This is a genomic window from Gordonia sp. NPDC127522, from assembly GCF_042672305.1.
Lineage (GTDB): Bacteria > Actinomycetota > Actinomycetes > Mycobacteriales > Mycobacteriaceae > Gordonia > Gordonia hongkongensis.
The window spans coordinates 18,827-35,496 of sequence record NZ_JBHXVK010000006.1 but is presented as its reverse complement, the minus strand read 5'-3'; the positions used below and the strand labels follow the sequence as shown (position 1 = coordinate 35,496).

The 16,670-nt window shown below is 67.5% G+C and carries 15 protein-coding genes; 7 read left to right on the top strand and 8 right to left on the bottom strand.

The annotated features are described in order from the left end of the window. Window positions 1–37: 37 nt before the first annotated feature. From ACFVHY_RS12940 to ACFVHY_RS12925, 4 genes are all read left to right on the top strand, one after another. Window positions 38–937 (top strand): TIGR01777 family oxidoreductase, encoded by a 900-nt coding sequence (locus ACFVHY_RS12940; RefSeq protein ID WP_390272298.1) that lies wholly within the window; start codon window positions 38–40, stop codon window positions 935–937. Then, window positions 930–1,649: a lipoyl(octanoyl) transferase LipB gene (lipB, locus tag ACFVHY_RS12935; RefSeq protein WP_390272297.1), complete on the top strand. Its 720-nt coding sequence runs from the start codon at window positions 930–932 to the stop codon at window positions 1,647–1,649. The genes ACFVHY_RS12940 and lipB overlap by 8 nt, the downstream gene beginning before the upstream one ends. After that, complete coding sequence (gene lipA, locus ACFVHY_RS12930) at window positions 1,646–2,734, top strand: lipoyl synthase (protein WP_390272295.1); 1,089 nt, start codon at window positions 1,646–1,648, stop codon at window positions 2,732–2,734. Before lipB ends, lipA begins: the two co-directional genes overlap by 4 nt. A 76-nt stretch (window positions 2,735–2,810) precedes the next feature. Further along, window positions 2,811–3,551, top strand: coding sequence for a DUF4191 domain-containing protein (locus ACFVHY_RS12925; protein ID WP_058253111.1), 741 nt, complete (start codon window positions 2,811–2,813; stop codon window positions 3,549–3,551). A 19-nt stretch (window positions 3,552–3,570) separates the two neighbouring features. Here the strand turns inward: ACFVHY_RS12925 and ACFVHY_RS12920 are convergent, their stop codons facing one another. The 3 genes from ACFVHY_RS12920 to ACFVHY_RS12910 all read right to left on the bottom strand — a co-directional run bounded on the left by ACFVHY_RS12920 (window position 3,571) and on the right by ACFVHY_RS12910 (window position 7,115). After that, window positions 3,571–5,043 carry a PQQ-binding-like beta-propeller repeat protein gene (locus ACFVHY_RS12920; RefSeq protein WP_390272293.1) on the bottom strand — a complete coding sequence of 491 codons (1,473 nt, stop codon included), beginning with the start codon at window positions 5,041–5,043 and terminating at the stop codon, window positions 3,571–3,573. Between the two features lie 35 nt (window positions 5,044–5,078). Then, window positions 5,079–6,518, bottom strand: a complete 1,440-nt coding sequence (locus tag ACFVHY_RS12915) for a hypothetical protein (protein WP_165629881.1) — start codon at window positions 6,516–6,518, stop codon at window positions 5,079–5,081. Window positions 6,519–6,608: 90 nt separating this feature from the next. After that, a complete protein-coding gene (locus tag ACFVHY_RS12910; RefSeq protein ID WP_165629880.1) occupies window positions 6,609–7,115 on the bottom strand; it encodes an RDD family protein in 507 nt (168 codons plus the stop codon). 322 nt (window positions 7,116–7,437) lie between these two features. Here ACFVHY_RS12910 and glnA point away from each other — a divergent pair, with 322 nt between their 5' ends. Together glnA and ACFVHY_RS12900 are read left to right on the top strand one after the other, a co-directional pair. After that, window positions 7,438–8,871, top strand: a complete 1,434-nt coding sequence (gene glnA, locus ACFVHY_RS12905; protein ID WP_010841141.1) for a type I glutamate--ammonia ligase — start codon at window positions 7,438–7,440, stop codon at window positions 8,869–8,871. A gap of 141 nt (window positions 8,872–9,012) precedes the next feature. Beyond that, complete coding sequence (locus tag ACFVHY_RS12900) at window positions 9,013–9,270, top strand: hypothetical protein (protein WP_390272290.1); 258 nt, start codon at window positions 9,013–9,015, stop codon at window positions 9,268–9,270. 47 nt (window positions 9,271–9,317) lie between these two features. On the opposite strand, the gene ACFVHY_RS12895 is transcribed toward ACFVHY_RS12900, so the two are convergent. Continuing rightward, window positions 9,318–10,376 carry a zinc-binding dehydrogenase gene (locus tag ACFVHY_RS12895; RefSeq protein ID WP_390272288.1) on the bottom strand — a complete coding sequence of 353 codons (1,059 nt, stop codon included), beginning with the start codon at window positions 10,374–10,376 and terminating at the stop codon, window positions 9,318–9,320. A 143-nt stretch (window positions 10,377–10,519) separates the two neighbouring features. Then, a complete protein-coding gene (locus tag ACFVHY_RS12890; protein WP_390272286.1) occupies window positions 10,520–11,497 on the bottom strand; it encodes a cyclase family protein in 978 nt (325 codons plus the stop codon). A gap of 204 nt (window positions 11,498–11,701) precedes the next feature. Between ACFVHY_RS12890 and ACFVHY_RS12885 the strand changes: the two genes are divergently transcribed. Beyond that, a complete protein-coding gene (locus ACFVHY_RS12885) occupies window positions 11,702–11,887 on the top strand; it encodes a hypothetical protein (protein ID WP_058253116.1) in 186 nt (61 codons plus the stop codon). Window positions 11,888–11,927: 40 nt separating this feature from the next. Here the strand turns inward: ACFVHY_RS12885 and ACFVHY_RS12880 are convergent, their stop codons facing one another. The 3 genes from ACFVHY_RS12880 to ACFVHY_RS12870 all read right to left on the bottom strand — a co-directional run bounded on the left by ACFVHY_RS12880 (window position 11,928) and on the right by ACFVHY_RS12870 (window position 16,643). Next, complete coding sequence (locus ACFVHY_RS12880; RefSeq protein ID WP_390272284.1) at window positions 11,928–12,590, bottom strand: heme oxygenase (biliverdin-producing); 663 nt, start codon at window positions 12,588–12,590, stop codon at window positions 11,928–11,930. Next, a complete protein-coding gene (locus ACFVHY_RS12875) occupies window positions 12,587–13,537 on the bottom strand; it encodes an endonuclease/exonuclease/phosphatase family protein (protein WP_078112790.1) in 951 nt (316 codons plus the stop codon). The genes ACFVHY_RS12880 and ACFVHY_RS12875 overlap by 4 nt, the downstream gene beginning before the upstream one ends. Before the next feature lie 76 nt (window positions 13,538–13,613). After that, the gene (locus ACFVHY_RS12870) at window positions 13,614–16,643 is read right to left on the bottom strand and encodes a bifunctional [glutamine synthetase] adenylyltransferase/[glutamine synthetase]-adenylyl-L-tyrosine phosphorylase (RefSeq protein ID WP_390272281.1); all 3,030 of its coding nucleotides are present in this window, start codon (window positions 16,641–16,643) and stop codon (window positions 13,614–13,616) included. Window positions 16,644–16,670 lie beyond the last annotated feature (27 nt).

Here is a 16,670-nt window from a genome sequence, read left to right as displayed (position 1 = left end):
CCCAGATCTGCTTCAGACGGCACACCGAGGACACAGAATGCGCATCGCCGTCGCCGGATCATCGGGGCTCATCGGCAACGCCCTGGTCAACTCGCTGCGCGCGGCGGGCCACACGGTCACACGTCTGGTCCGCCGCGAGGCACGCGCCGATGACGAGTTCAGCTGGGATCCCGAGACGATCGGCGTCCCGCCGGAGAGTCTCGACGGCGTCGAGGCGGTGGTCTCGCTGGGTGGCGTGGGAGTCGGCGACGGTCGCTGGACCGGCCGGTTCAAACAGGAACTCCGGGACTCGCGGATCACCCCCACCGAACTGCTCGCCGAGGCCGTCCGCGATCTCGGCATCCCGACGTTCGTGAGTGCCAGCGCCACGGGCTATTACGGGAACACCGGTCGCCACGCCGCGGTCGAGACCGACGGCCCCGGCGAGGGATTCCTCGCCGACCTGGTCGTCGACTGGGAGCGCGCCGCCACCGCCGGCGTCGGCGCGGACACGCGTCTGGTCCTGCTCCGCACGGCGCCGGTCCTCAGCACCCAGGGCGGCCTGCTGGGCAAACTCCGGCCGTTGTTCAAGCTCGGGCTCGGCGGACCGATAGGCGACGGCAAGCAGTACTTCTCGTGGATCAGCCTGATCGACGAAATCCGCGCCATCGAGTTCCTCCTCGACTCCGACGTGTCCGGACCGGTGAACCTGAGTTCGCCGGGCGCCGTCCCGTTCGGTGAGTTCACCTCGGCTCTGGGCCGGGCCGTGCACCGCCCGACGATCCTGCAGGTACCCGCCTTCGCGGCGCGTCGGGTCGGCGGCGAGATGGCCGAGGAAATGATTCTGTTCAGTCAGCGCGTTACACCCAAGGTGCTGACCGATCACGGATTCACCTTCACCCATCCCGGTGTCGACGAGGCCCTCGCCTACGCCACCGGGACCACCGGTCATGACTGAGCGTCCGATCCGCGGGAGTGCCGAACCGGTCGAGGTCCGCCATCTCGGCGTCGTCGACTACCAGACGGCCTACGACCTGCAGCACGGCCTGGCGACCGACCGCGCCGACGGCGTCCTGGACCACGATGTGCTGCTCCTGCTGGAGCATCCGTCCACGTACACGGCGGGCAAGCGCACGGAGGACGCCGACCGGCCCACCAACGGGGCGCCGGTCATCGACGTCGACCGCGGCGGCCGGATCACCTGGCACGGACCGGGACAACTCGTCGGCTATCCGATCGTGAAGCTCGCCGAGCCGCTCGACGTCGTCGAGTACGTCCGTCGCCTCGAGGCGGCCCTCATCTCGGTGTGCGCCGGTCTCGGCGTGACCACCGGCCGCGTCGAAGGACGTTCGGGCGTGTGGATCACCGACGACGCCGGTGAACGCAAACTCGGACAGATCGGTATCCGCGTGGCACGCGGGGTGGCCCTGCACGGCTTCGCACTCAACATCGACCCCGACATGTCGGCGTTCGAGGCGATCGTCCCCTGCGGGATCGCCGACGCCGGGGTCACGTCCCTGGCGCGCGAACTCGGGCGGCCGTTGTCGGTGGCCTCTCTGCTCGACGTCACCGCCGATGCCGTGCTCACCGCGCTCGACGCCACTGCGAGCCCGGTCGCGTCGGCACAATCATTTCCATCCACAACTGCGAGCGTAGGATCGATCCAGTGACCGCGTCCCCCATCCCCCCCGGACCCGGTGCCCCCGAAGCCACACCCTCGGCCTCGGCATCCGCACCACAGACCCCGACCCCGGCCCCCGAGGGCCGTAAGCTGCTCCGCCTCGAGGTGCGCAACGCGCAGACCCCCATCGAGCGCAAGCCGGAGTGGATCCGTACCCGCGCGACGATGGGCCCGGAGTTCACCGAACTGAAGGGCCTGGTCAAGCGCGAGGGTTTGCACACCGTCTGCGAAGAGGCCGGCTGCCCCAACATCTATGAATGCTGGGAAGACCGCGAGGCGACGTTCCTCATCGGCGGCGAGCAGTGCACCCGACGCTGCGACTTCTGCCAGATCGACACCGGCAAGCCCGCCGAACTCGACCGCGACGAACCCCGCCGCGTCGCCGAGAGCGTCCAGGCGATGGGTCTGCGCTACTCGACGATCACCGGCGTCGCCCGCGACGACCTGCCCGACGAGGGTGCCTGGCTCTACGCCGAGACCGTCCGCGCGATCCACCGCCTCAACCCGGGCACCGGTGTGGAGAACCTCATCCCGGACTTCCACGCCAAGCCCGATCTGCTGGCCGAGGTCTTCGACGCCCGGCCCGAGGTACTGGCGCACAACCTCGAGACCGTGCCGCGTATCTTCAAGCGCATCCGCCCGGCCTTCCGCTACGAGCGGTCTCTCGAAGTCCTCACCGCCGCACGTGATTTCGGCTTGGTGACGAAGTCGAACCTCATCCTCGGGATGGGCGAGACCCCGCAGGAGGTGCAGTCGGCGATCGTGGATCTGCACGAGGCGGGCTGCGACATCCTGACCATCACGCAGTACCTGCGTCCCTCGCCGCGGCATCATCCGGTCGAGCGGTGGGTCAAGCCCGAGGAGTTCGTCGACCACTCCGAGTTCGCCGAAGAAGTCGGATTCGCCGGCGTCATGGCGGGTCCGCTGGTGCGGTCGTCGTACCGAGCGGGCCGCCTGTATGCGCAGGCGATGGCCCATCACGGTCGCGAGATCTCACCGGCTCTCGCGCACCTGGCGGCCGAGGGATCGGCCAGCCAGGAGGCCTCCAGCCTGATGGCACGCCTCGCCCGCTGACGCCCCGCGCGTCCGGTGATTATCGGACGGTCACCCGATGCCCCGATCGCTCGATCCACGGACGTAAACTGGCCTCATGGCAAAGGCGCAGGTGAGCAAAGAGGTCAAGGCCGAGAAGAAGAAGGCCCGTAAGGCCGCATCGAAGGAACGGCGCCAGCAGCTCTGGCAGGCCTTCCAGATGCAGCGCAAGGAAGACAAACGACTCATCCCCTACATGGTGGGTGTCATCGTCCTGTCGATCGCGGTCTTCACCGCTCTCGGATTCGTCCTCGGTTCGCCGTGGCTGCTGATCCCGCTCGGCGTGGTGCTGGGCATCCTCGGCGCCTTCATCCTGTTCGGCCGCCGCGTCCAGAAGAACGTGTACACCAAGGCCGAGGGACAGCCCGGCGCCGCCGGATGGGCACTGGGCAACATGCGCGGGCAATGGCGGGTCAAGCAGGCCGTGGCCGGCACCTCCCAGCTCGACGCCGTGCACCGCGTCATCGGCAAGCCGGGCATCATCCTGGTCGCCGAGGGCTCCCCGACCCGCATCAAGTCGCTGCTCGGCCAGGAGAAGAAGAAGGTCGCGCGGGTCGTCGGCGACACCCCGATCTACGAGATCATGGTCGGCAACGACGACGGCCAGGTCCCGCTGTCGAAGCTCGAGCGGCACCTCAACAAGCTGCCCAGCAACATCGACCGCAAGCGGATGGAGACCTTGGAAGGCCGGCTGTCCGCCCTCGGCAGCAAGGCCCCCGGCCCCGGCATGCCGAAGGGTCCCCTGCCCGCGAACGCCAAGATGCGCAGCATGCAGCGCACGGCGCGCCGCCGCGGCTGACGCTTCCGCGTGGCCCGACTCAACCCATACGGGTCATCGTCGGTAATGAGCGACCCGAGCGCGTCTCAAGGACGAAAAGATACGGCCCCACGATCTGCACGTCGACGTCGTCCGCGTCTCGCGTCTCTTTCAACCGCCACGCCTGCTCACCGCTCTGCGGGTCATAGGCAACCAACGCCCGCGGGCCGGGTTCGTCTTGCTCCCCGTCTCCTTCGAAGATCAGGCGTGTGCCGTCAAAGGCCTTGTACCGCTGGTGAGTGCTCATCGGGATCGTTGCCCCGGCGACGCCGGAAGCGGCCTCGATGAAAGTCCACCGGTAGCCGACATCGGCCAGCGCCTGCACGCCGACGTAGCGGCCACCCAGGAGGGAGACGTCGTCGACGATGTTGCCCTCGACGGACCAGAGCAGCTTCCCGTTCACGGTGGACACTGCGCCGGCGATCGGGCGGTCGGATTTGTTCTCGCCCTGGACGGGCAACAATGCGCCCTCGGTCGCGGTCGGGCGCCCGTTCGGGAGTTCGAGATCCGCCAACAGGCCGTGTTCGATACCCTGCCGATCGAAGAGCCTCAGGGATCGGCGCGGATAAACGGTGTGACTGACCGCAAAACCGGTTCCCGTCGCCGCGACCCTGATCCAGGTGTTCGCACTTCCCTGCGCGTCATCATCATCGGCCGCGCCTCCCGGTCCGCGAAGTTCGTCGTCGGCGGCGGAGTCGTAGAGGACGTCGCCGGTAGGCAGCGACAGGACTCGAACTCCTGCTTCGCTGTCGCCGACGACAATTACGTCGCCGGCCTCGGACAACGCCGGGTCACCTATCTGCTCCGGAAGCACCTGGGTCCACCGCTGTCGCCCGTCGGATTCGAACGCCGTCAGGGTGGTCGTGGCCCGATAGCTCACAGAGTCGTACAACACCGACGTGACCAGAAAGCCGTCTGCTGCGCGGACGATCTGGCTCCGGCCAGACCGCACGGTCGCGGTCGCCGAGACCGCGCCCGTGGCAGCCTCGAGAAACGCCACTTCGGTCTGTCGGTCACTCACCGAGGCGACACAGGCGAGTCGTCGGTCCCGACTCAACGCGCAATCACTGGCCAGGAACGTTGACGGGTTGCGCCACAGCGCTCTTCCGTTCGTCTGGTCGAGCGCCACGACCCCGCCTGCCGACGTGAGGTCCGATGACGCACCAGCGATGACCATCCGGTCGTCGGCGGCGAGGGGAATCACGTACGTCGCGGGTTCCGGCGAGCCGAGAGCGAGTTCCTCCGACGTTTCCCACAGCGGTTCGGGTTGCGTGGGTAAGGCGCGGATGACCGGGTCCTCGTCGTGCTCCCCCGTCGGCGCACCGAGCACGGTACCCGATCCTTCGACCGTGCGTGGTACCGCCAGCGTCACGGTCAGCACAGTCGCGAGCGCGAGCGTCCCGAGTACGAGGATCGCCAGTCCGGTCGTCGTACCGGTTCCGCGACGGGCCCTCGGGGATCGCGAGGGCGGCATTCCGACCGAGTGATGGTCGCCTGGGTACGGCCGGGTCAAGGCTTCGCATCCAGCAGACGAAGCGAACCCGACTCGCCGGCCACACCGGTGATGACTTGAAAGAGGTACGGTCCGACGAAACGGTATTCGCGCTCGCCGTCCGGGTTTCCAAGCGTCCATACCTCACGTCCGCTCGACAGTTCGTAGGCGACCATCTTCGGGACACCGTAGTTCGAACCGAACCTGTCTGCGAAGACGGCCCGAACTCCGTCGAAAGCAAGGAGACGGTTGTTCCCGGCGGCCATGGTCGTCGCGCTCTGCGGTTTGTCGAGGTCGAGGACCACCCATTCCTCGGAGTTGCTGCCGGTCGTCTCAGAACCGGCCACATACTGCTCACCCAATAGTTCGGTACCGAGAAGGCTGCCGGCGAACGCCGTCAGAGCGACGACCTCGAGCGTCTCCAATGAGGCGGCACCGATGGCCTGACGGTTGTCCACATCGGTTCCGGTGACGGGGATGAGGTCTCCTTCTGAACCGGACGGCGCGAAGGGCAGGACGACGCCGTCGATCGCGCCGCGTAGGGTGCCGCTGTCGTCATAGACGGTGGTGGTACGGGCGCTCGTCAGGATGCTGACCGCGAAGCCGGGCCGGGCCACGGCGACCTGGATGATGGCCGACCCGCCCGGACCACCGTGGGGCTCGAGGTCCCGGGCGGAGTCGTACAGCACAGTTCCACTGTCGAGGGCGTACACCCGCGCTCCGCGCTTGTAGTCAGAGACCGCCACCACGTTGCCGGACTCGGACAGTTCCGGATCGGATAGCCCCACGGGAGGACGCTGCACCCAGGAACGCGAACCGTCGGAACTGAACCAGTTCAAGGTCGCCGCATAAACGGCCTCGGTTTCGACGAACCGCCGGCTCGTGACGAGGAAGCCGTTACCTGCGGAGGCGAGGGTCGGGTCTTGTGGACCGTCTGCGATCTCGAACGATTTCGTCGCCGTCACCGCACCGGTGCCGACCGCGATGAACCCGAGATCGACGGTGCTCGGCGCACTCCCGCGACGGAGGCAGGCGAGTCTGCCATCGCGGCTGAGAGCGCAGGTCTCGGCTCGAAACGCCGACGTCTCGGGCCAGAGTTGCCTGCCGTCCGCAGCGTCGAAGGCCATCAGTTCGGTGACGGATGCGCTCGTGGGACCGCCGACGACGATCTGCCGATCAGCTGCGAGCACCGTCGGCACCCGGGTGGTGTCCGGGGTTCGCAGCCCGGCGATGTCAGACATGTCCGCCGACCACCGCGGGGTCGGGGTGGTTGCCAGGGGGTCGACATCGGGATACCTGTCGTCGGCCGCGCTGCGGTCCGCGGTCGTCGCGCTGTCTGCCACCACCGCGGCGTGCCCGTCAACAGACCGAGGCACCGCCAGAGTGACGATCACCCCCATCGCAACGATCACCGTGCCCATGAAAAGGGCCACGACGGCCCCCGACTTCCCCCGCATGCGACCACTAAATCACAGCGACGATGACCATCCCGCCCCTAGTTCCACAGCGAATCGATAGGCGTATGGAGAACGAGCTGCCGCCCCGGGTCAGCGGGTCCGGACGAGCGCGGTGCCGGTTGCGCGGTCGTGCAGAGCGCGTCCGTTGTAGTCGTTGATCAGGGCCGGGACCAGGAAGATCATCAGCAGCTGGCGGAAGAAGGCCCGGACGATCCCGACCGCCGCCGGGCTCTGCTCGCCGGTCGCTTCGGCGGTGTTGCGCTCGACGCCGTAATCCACACGCGCCACGCGCATCCCGATGACGAGCTGGCCCGGGGTGAACCCGAACAGCGTCACCGCGAAGATGCCCATGACGAACCACACGCCCATCTGCGCGGTGCCCAGATGCGGCGAGTTGAAGCCACCGAAGAACGCCATCGCGAGCCCGCCGGCGATCAGCCAGTCGACGAGCAGGCCGGCCACCCGCGGCCAGCCGGTGGCCAGCGACCCGGGACCGCTCTGCGGTAGGCCGAGATCCTGTCCCCGGTACTCGTTGTCCACGCCGTTCTCGGGACCGATCTGCGGTCCCGACAGCCAGGAACCCGTGACTCGTCCCATCGGTGATGACTCCTCTCACGCGACCGCGCAACCCCCTCGGTCCGCGTCGTCGCCGCACTGGGAACCATCGTAGTCGCTGGTTGTCGTGACCCGTCCCGCCCGTTGGCACCTGCCGCTAGGGTTGGGATGCGCCGAGTGCGACGGCCCCCGATCACGCTGTGTAGCCAACACCACTGCGCGTGTAACACGGGGGAAACACGGACTTGACGCATGGGCAACTTCGCCTCCATACGGTTGCCGCTGAGATCCGCTGCTGTTTCTCAGTGGCGGATGTGGCGTGTCCCCATACACGGACCACCGATCACGAAGGAGTCACCGCACGGTGTACAGCAGTAAAGAAGAACTACTCGAGGGCATCAAGAAGGAAGGTGTCGAGTACGTCGACATCCGTTTCTGCGACCTGCCCGGTGTCATGCAGCACTTCTCGATCCCCGCGTCGGCCTTCGACGAGGACGTCTTCGAGGACGGGCTGGCGTTCGACGGATCGTCGGTGCGTGGCTTCCAGTCGATCAACGAGTCGGACATGATGCTGCTGCCCGACCCGGCCACCGCGCGGATCGATCCGTTCCGCAAGGCCAAGACGATGAACCTCAGCTTCTTCGTCCACGACCCGTTCACCCGCGAGGCCTACAGCCGCGACCCGCGCAACGTCGCCCGCAAGGCCGAGGACTACCTCGCCTCCACCGGCGTCGCCGACACCTGCTTCTTCGGTGCCGAGGCCGAGTTCTACATCTTCGACTCGGTGTCCTTCGGTTCCGAGATGAACGGCACCTTCTACGAGGTCGAGTCCGAGTCCGGCTGGTGGAACACCGCGTCGCCGACCGATCCCGACGGCAGCCCGAACCTCGGCTACAAGGTCCGCCCGAAGGGTGGGTACTTCCCCGTCGCACCGTACGACCACTACGTCGACCTGCGTGACGAGATGTCCACCAACCTGCAGAACTCGGGCTTCGAGCTCGAGCGCGGCCACCACGAGGTCGGCACTGCGGGCCAGGCGGAGATCAACTACAAGTTCAACACGCTGCTCCACGCAGCCGATGACGTGCAGCTGTTCAAGTACATCATCAAGAACACCGCATGGCAGAACGGCAAGTCGGTCACCTTCATGCCGAAGCCGCTCTTCGGCGACAACGGTTCGGGCATGCACGCCCACCAGTCGCTGTGGAAGGACGGCAAGCCGCTGTTCCACGACGAGGCCGGTTACGCGGGCCTGTCGGACCTGGCGCGCTACTACATCGGTGGCATCCTGCACCACGCACCGTCGCTGCTGGCGTTCACCAACCCGACCGTGAACTCCTACAAGCGTCTGGTGCCGGGCTACGAGGCCCCGATCAACCTGGTCTACAGCCAGCGCAACCGGTCGGCCTGTGTGCGTATCCCGATCACCGGCAACAACCCGAAGGCCAAGCGCCTCGAGTTCCGTTGCCCGGACAGCTCGGGCAACCCGTACCTGGCGTTCGCCGCGATGATGATGGCCGGCCTGGACGGCATCAAGAACAAGATCGAGCCGCACGAGCCCGTCGACAAGGACCTCTACGAGCTCCCGCCGGAGGAGGCCAAGAGCATCCCGCAGGCCCCGACCTCGCTGGCCGCGGTCATCGACCGTCTCGAAGAGGATCACGAATACCTCACCGCCGGTGGCGTGTTCACCGAGGACCTCATCGAGACCTGGATCGCGCTGAAGCGTGAGAACGAGATCGAGCCGGTGCAGATCCGTCCGCACCCGTACGAGTTCTCGCTGTACTACGACTGCTGAGCCCAGGCTCCGACGTCGACTCGGCCCGCTCCGCGATCGCTCTCCGATCGCCGAGCGGGCCGTTTCGTTGTCGGCCGACTCGATCCATCAATCCGCGCGAGCAGCCGTGTCCGACCGTCCCGCCGTGCGACGATGAGCCGCATGGGCACACTGCTGACGTCCGACGAGTTCGAGATCCGCCTGCTGTTCGCGGAGTCGGTCCCGGAGGTGATGCAGTTCGTCCGCGACATGGTCAGGCAACGCGAGCCGATCGCCCTGGAACTCGAGGGATCGGCTCACCTCGTGAATCTGGCCAACGTCCGGCACTTCTCGCTGGTCGATCAGACGGCCGACGACGAGGCGCTGGACTCGGACGACCGCACCACGGTCGTCCTGTCCATCGCCGAAGCCAGAGAGTAGCGACGCCAAGCAGATCGCGCGTACGTCGCCGCGGGGCCGGCGGACCGTCAGTCGCCGGCGGCGATGATCACCTTGAGCGCGTGCTCGTCGGCCGCGTTGCCGAACGTGTCGTAGGCCTCGTCGAACTGGTCGAACGTGAACCGGTGGGTGATGAACTTCTCCGGGGAGATGTCGCCGCGTTCGATGCTCTCCAACAGTTCGGGTGCCGTGGTGGCATTCACCAGTCCCGTGGTGATCGTGAGGTTGTTGATCCAGTCCCGCTCGATCGGGAACGTCACGCTCTCGCCGTGTACGCCCACGTTGGCGACGTGACCGCCGGGACGTACGGAGTCGAGCGCGACGCCGAACGTCGCGGGCACGCCGACTGCCTCGATCGCGACGTCCACACCGAGTCCGCCTCGGCTGAGTTCCTTGAGTTGCGCGACGACGTCGCCGCCTGCGTTGACGTCGATCGTGTCGGTCGCGCCGAAGTCCCGGGACTGTTCGAGCCGGAACTTGTTGCCGTCCACCGCGATCACCTTCGACGCTCCGGCGGCCGCCGCCGTCATCACGGCGGCCAGGCCCACCGGCCCGACCCCGACGACGGCGACGACGTCGCCCTGCCCGACGGCGCCGTAGCGCACCCCGATCTCGTATCCGGTCGGCAGGATGTCGCTGAGCATCGTCCCTTGCTCCGGCGTCACCTTCGCGGGTAGCGGGATGAGACCGTTGTCGGCGAACGGGACCCGGACGTACTCGGCCTGGGTGCCGTCGATGAGGTGACCGAAGATCCAGCCGATGCCACCCACCGTCTGGCAGTGCGACGTCAGACCCGCTCGGCAGAACTCGCACGTTCCGCACTTGCTCACGCAGGACACGATCACGCGATCCCCGACCCGAACCCGCTCGCAGCCCGGACCGACCTCGGTGACCACTCCGACGCCCTCATGCCCGAGGATCCGCCCCGGCGTGACCGCCGGTACGTCGCCCTTGAGGATGTGCAGATCGGTTCCGCAGATGGTGGTCACCTCCATCTTGACGATGGCGTCCGTCGGCTCCTGCAGAACGGGGTCCGGAACGTCTTCCCACGCCTTCTGCCCGGGACCGTGATACACGAGAGCTTTCATCGCCGACTCCTGATGTGTGCGGGTGTCGCGCGCAGAATAAGCACGATCGCCGTCGCGATCCGTCTCACATTGAGACTTGTCCGACGGGTCCCGGGCCCATCGGGGCGCCGATCATCTCGTCCCGCGTCGACGCCGGGTGTGGCTCACTTGATGGCGACAGGGTTGACCGGCGAGCCGGTCGCCTCGTGGATCTTCAACGGCGCCGCCACGTAGAAGAACGCGTACGCACCGTCCTCGGCACAGTCCGCCGCGAGCTTCTCGAGGTCACAGATCTCGGTGAACGCCACGCCGAGATTTCGCATGAGTGCGTTGTGCAACACCAGGACCGCGCCGTTGTTCGGGTCGGTGGTCACCTCGTTGGCCATAGTGTCGGTCACGAGATTGGGGATCTCCATCTCGTGGAACCACGTCACGAGCTCCGGGGAGTAGACGAGCCCCGACTCGCAGAAGCCCCGGTAGAAGTCATCGCCCTTGTCGTAGAACAGTTGCAGGTGGTTCGTGCGGACCACCAGGATGTCGCGCGGCCGGATCGGGGTGCCCTGCTGCTCGGCACACGCGATCAGATCCTCGTGGGTGAAGGTCTCGTGTGGCTCGAGGTGGTCCTTGCCCCGGTGACGGGCCATGTCGAGGAGCACGGCACGGCCGGCGACCCCGCGCTCGGCGATCGGGGCGACGCTGGCCTTGGACAACCCGCCGACCGTCGTCTGGGCGTCGAAGCCGTTCCAGATCTTGCCGTCGTACCAGACGTGACCAAGCGCGTCGTACTGCGTCGACCCCTGCAGGGATGCGTAGAGCGTGTCGTCGGCGCAGTGCAGGCCGCCCGGGAACGCCGGCCCGTTGCCGTCTGCGTCCCAGTGTGATTCGTCGAGAACCATCTCGCGCACGGCAGGAGTACGGCCCGGCCACAACGGATCGCCCGCGGGGTCCCCGATCAGACGCTGAAGGGTGAACACCTTGCCCTGCTTGATCTGTGCGGCTCCGGCCAGAACCTGCGCCGCGGTCAGGTAGTTGAGACTGCCGACCTCGTCATCGGGCCCCCACCTGCCCCAGTTGGTCGGCGCGTCGGCGAGCAGTTCGGTGAGCTCGGGAACACGGGCGTCAGAAGCTCGGGCGTCGGGCATGGATCACCTTTCGGAGGCGCGGAACGTTCGCCGGGTGAATGCTCACGATGATCAGCTCAGCTGAGAGCTCATATGCGACCTGATCAAACCGATCTCGGAACCGGTCCATCTCGCTCCGTGAGTGGCCACCCTCACATGTGATCCATACCACTTTTGGGACCTGTTACTCTGCCGACTCACAAGGTACGACCGTAGTTTGGACCAATGACCCGTGATGTATATGTCGAAGACCTCGTACCCGGTGACCGCATCCGCCTGGAGGGCACCCCGCGAGTGGTTCGGACCACCAGTCGCGTCGACGACAACCAGCTGCGCATTGAACTCGTGAAGGGCCACGACGACCTGAGCGAGGTCGTCCTGGACCGCACCGTCAAGCTGCAGGTCAACTGACGCCTGATTCGACGATCCGACGTTCGGGCGGACCTATGGGTCAGGCCGCCCGGGCGCCGTCGAGATCACCGAACACCGCCTGATTGTGGTCGAAGGCCGCGATGGCCTCGTCGACGAGCCGTTCGATCCCTGTGGCGTCGAGCGGTAGCGCGTCGAGCCGCGCCCGGTAGGAGTCCTTGTAGCGCTTGAGCTTGTCGATCTCGTCGAACGAGTAGAAACTCAGCGCCGCGTCCTCGACCCCGTAATGCTCTCGCATGCGGTGGGCCACCACCTGGCCACCGCTGAGGTCGCCGAGATAGCGCGTGTAGTGATGAGCCACGTAGCGCGCCGGGTCGGTGCGGGTTGATTCGATCGCCGCCACATACCGCGCCACTGCCGGCAGCGGCGACGCCGTCGACGGGTCGATGCCGAAGGAGGCGAGGTCGGCGCCGAGGCGTTGTAGGCGAAGCAGTTTCGGGTCGAGCACGGCGTCGGCCACCGGGTCCCCCGCCAGGTCGGCACCGACACGCTCGAGCGCCTCGTAGACGAAGTACAACTGGACCGCCAGGCGCTGATACTCGCCGGAGTCCAACCGGCCCGACATCAGATCGTCGATGAACGGCGCATGCTCGGCGCGTTCGTGCGCCACCGCGGTGGCCGAACGCAGACGTTCGGAAATACTCGGGCGGTCGTGTGGTCCGACGTTCTCGGGATCGGGCGTCATGATGCCACCAGTGTTACCACCAGAGTCCGGTGATCGGAACCCGGCAGGTAGTGGGTGTCCATCGACGTGGCCACGAAACCGCGCAGGATGACCCGGTCGATGGCGACCAGCGGCCGATTGCCGAGCTGCTTGTCAGTGGGATAGCTCGGCAGGAACCCGGCACCGGCCATGTCGGTGCCGTCGACGAGCCCGTTGGTCAGCAGGCTGCGGTACTTCGCGTGATTCCAGGTGGAGTTGTAGTCCCCGATCGCGATCACCCGGCCGGGTGGGAGCTCGGCGAAATGTGCGGCGAGCGTGTCCATGTCGTCGTGCCAGTCCCAGTTGCGACCCCACAGCGGCGCCGCCGGGTGGATGGCCAGGACCTGGGTCCCGGCGGCGCCCGGCAGGTCGGTGCGGGCCTGCAGGTTGTGCAGCACCGTCCCCGGGATGTTGTATCGCTCGTCCAGCGGGCGCTTGCTGAACATCGCGGTGCCGGCCGCGTAGGTGTACGGGATCGCGAACTCGTGCGGCAGGGTCCGGCCGATCTCACTGCGCCGCAGACGTTCCAGCGCCTCGGGGGTGACCTCTTGGAGGGACACGAGGTCCGGATCGGCGTCGGCGACGATCTTCTCGAGCGCACCCAGGTCGCCCCCGCCGAAGAGCAGGTTGGCCGACACGACGGTGAACCGCTCGCCGGACGGCGCCGCGTTGGCGATGACCAGCGGCACCTGGGTGTAGGCCAGACCGCCGACGGCCACGATCGCAATCGCCAGCATGAACCAGCGCCGCAGGACCGCGAAGACGACGATGGCGATCACTCCGGGGATCAACGCGAACTGCACGGCGCTGGTGAGGTACAGCGCGACGTCACCGCGGGACGGGTAGAAGTGCAGGAACACGCCCAGCACCACGCCGGCGAGCATCGCCCACCCCAGGACGTACGCAGCCGCCCACAGAAATCTCGTCATCGCTCCCCCATGTGATCCGGTGTTCCCCCGCCGGAGTCAGCTGCGCCCTTCCGCGCCCGTCCGCTTCTCTCCGCGCTCAGGCCCCGAAGACCTTGAGCACCACGGCCTTGGCCCGGCGCGTCACCCGGAGATAATTCTCCAGGAACTCGTTGGCCTGGTCCTCCGGCCATCCCGCGGCAAACGCGATCTGGCGCAGTTGTGCACCCGGCCCAGGTAGTTGATCGATCGGCTTGCCACGCACCAGGACCAGCGCGTTGCGCGCCTTCGTCGCGGTCGTCCAGGCGTCCTTCAACAGCGCGACGTCGTTCTCCGACAACAACTCCGCCGCGCCGATGGCATCCAGTGAGTCCAGCGTCGACGTGTTGTGCAGGCTCCGATAGCGGTGCGCATACTTCAGCTGCAGGAGCTGCACCGTCCACTCGATGTCGGCGAGACCACCGCGGCCGAGCTTGGTGTGGGTGGCCGGGTCGGCTCCGCGCGGCAGTCGCTCGGCGTCCACGCGGGCCTTGATCCGGCGGATCTCCCGAACGGCGTCGTTGCTGACACCGCCGGCCGGATACCGCACGTGGTCGATCATGTGCAGGAAGTCGATGCCGAGGGCCTCGTCGCCCGCTACCTGATGCGCCCGGAGCAGCGCCTGGACCTCCCACGGTTGCGCCCACTGCGCGTAGTAGGCGGCGTAGGACGCGAGGGTCCGCACGATCGGACCGTTCCGGCCTTCGGGTCGCAGCCCCGTGTCGACCTCGAGGGGTGGATCCGCGCTCGGGCTCCCCAGCATCGACCGCACGTTCTCGGCGATCGTCTGCGCCCACTTGAGCGCCTCGGACTCCTCGGCGTCCCGATCGGGCTGACACACGAACATCACGTCGGCGTCGGATCCGTAACCCAGCTCGCCACCGCCGAGCCGGCCCATCCCGATCACCGCGATGCGCGCCGGCGCCCGGCTCCCCCGTTCGCGCTCGGAGATGTTGATCGCGACGGTGAGCGCTGCGTTCAGGACCGCCGCCCACACACTGGACAGCGCCTTGCAGACGGCCGGTACGTCCAGCAGTCCCAGCACGTCGGCAGAGGCGATGCGGACCAGCTCGGCCCGACGGTGCGAACGGGCCACGGCCACTGCGCGTTTCATGTCCTGCTGGCGGACCGTCGAGGCGACGAGGCCCTTGGCGACGTCCTCGGGGCGCACGTTGCACAGCTTGGGCCCGTCCGGCCCGTCGGAGTACTGGTGGATCACCTCGGGCGAACGCATCAGCATGTTCGCGATGTACTCCGACGTCCCGAGCACCTTCATCAGCCGCGCCGCCACCACGCCGTCGTCGCGCAGCAGTCGCAGGAACCAGTCGGTGTCCTCCATCACGTCGCACAGCCGGCGGTAGTTCAGCAGGCCGGCATCGGGATCCGGTGTGTCCCCGATGTGTTCGAGCAACTGCGGCAGGATGAGCAGCTGGATCTGACCGCGGCGTCCCGGCGCGTTCGACAGCGCGCGGATATGACTCAGTGCCCGATCGGGTTTCGCGTAACCCAGTGCGGCCAGCCGCCTCTCGGCGGAGGTGTCGGTCAGGGTCAGCTCGTCGGTCTTGAAGCGCGTGACCGCCTCGAGCAGCGGGCGGTAGAACAGCTTCTGGTGCAGCCGCCGGACCCGCAGGCTCTGGTGGCGGATCTGTTCGCGCAGCACCCCCGTCGCGTCGAGTTCGCCCTCTCGCCGGATGTGTGCGGCGCGGGCGAGCCAGCGCAGCGCCTCGTGGTCGTCGGGCTGCGGCAGCAGATGCGTCCGGGACATGCGCTGAAGCTGCAGCCGGTGTTCGAGGAGACGCAAGAACTGGTACGACGCACTGAGATTCGCGGCGTCGTCGCGTCCGACGTAACCGCCTGCGGTAAGCGCGGCCAGCGCGTCGACGGTCGGCATCACGCGCAGGTTCTCGTCCACCCGGCCGTGCACCATCTGCAGGAGCTGGACCGCGAACTCGACGTCGCGCAGACTGCCGCGCCCCAGTTTCAGGTTGCGCTCGCGCTCGTCCTCGGGGAGCAGGGATTCGACGCGGCGTCGCATCTTCTGCACCTCGGGCACGAAGTCGGGCCGCTCGGCCGCCTTCCACACCATCGGTTTGACCGCGGCGATGTAATCGTCGGCGAGCTGCATGTCGCCGGTCATCGCCCGGGCCTTGAGCAGCGCTTGGAACTCCCAGGTCTTGGCCCACCGTTCGTAGTAGGCCACATGCGATTCCAGGGTGCGGGTCAGCGCTCCGGACTTCCCCTCGGGCCGTAGCGCGGCGTCGACCTCGAAGAACGCGAGCGAACCGATGCGCATCATCTCGCCCGCGATCCGCGCCGCGGTACCGTCGGCCGGGTCACTGACGAAGATGACGTCGACGTCGCTGACGTAGTTCAGTTCGCGCGCACCGCATTTGCCCATCGCGACGACGGCGAGCCGGACCGGGATCGGATCGTCCCCGCAGACCTCGGCGAAGGCGACGGCGAGGGCGGCGGTCAGGGCGGCGTCGGCCAGGTCGGACAGGTAGGCACCCACCTCGGGCAACCACATCACCGGTTCGTCCTCGACGGTCGAGGCGACGTCGTGGGCGGCGAGCTGCAGGATCAGGTTGCGGTAGGCCAGGCGGAGTGCGATGACGGCCTTCGGGCCGGTGAGCGCGGCCCGGTACACCCGGTTGCCCTTCTCGACCTCGCCCGGAACGGGCTCGGCACCGACCGAGGCGAGCATCAGACGGTCTACCTCGGCGCGGTCGGGCAACTCGTCGGCGAGCAGGAGCCGCCAGCTCGACGGTTCGGCGACCAGGTGATCGGCGAGTGCGTCCGACGAGCCGATGACCGCGAACAGGCGCCCACGGAATGCGCGCTCCGTGCGCACCAGGCCGTCGATCTCGGACCACTCGTCGCCGACGGCGCTGCGCAACCGCACGAGCGTACGGAGGGCCAGGTCGGCGTCCGGAGACCGCGACAGGGCCCACAACACGTCGACCGACTCCGGCGTGTTCCACCCGAGATCGGCGAGGTTCCGGGGTGCGGCGTCGTCGAGCAGACCCAGCCGGCCCGCACTGGGGACGGTGCTGCGTCCGGCTCGCCCCGGGGGTCCCGATCGTGTTGTCACATCACAAAAGTAGCGACCGGATCCGAT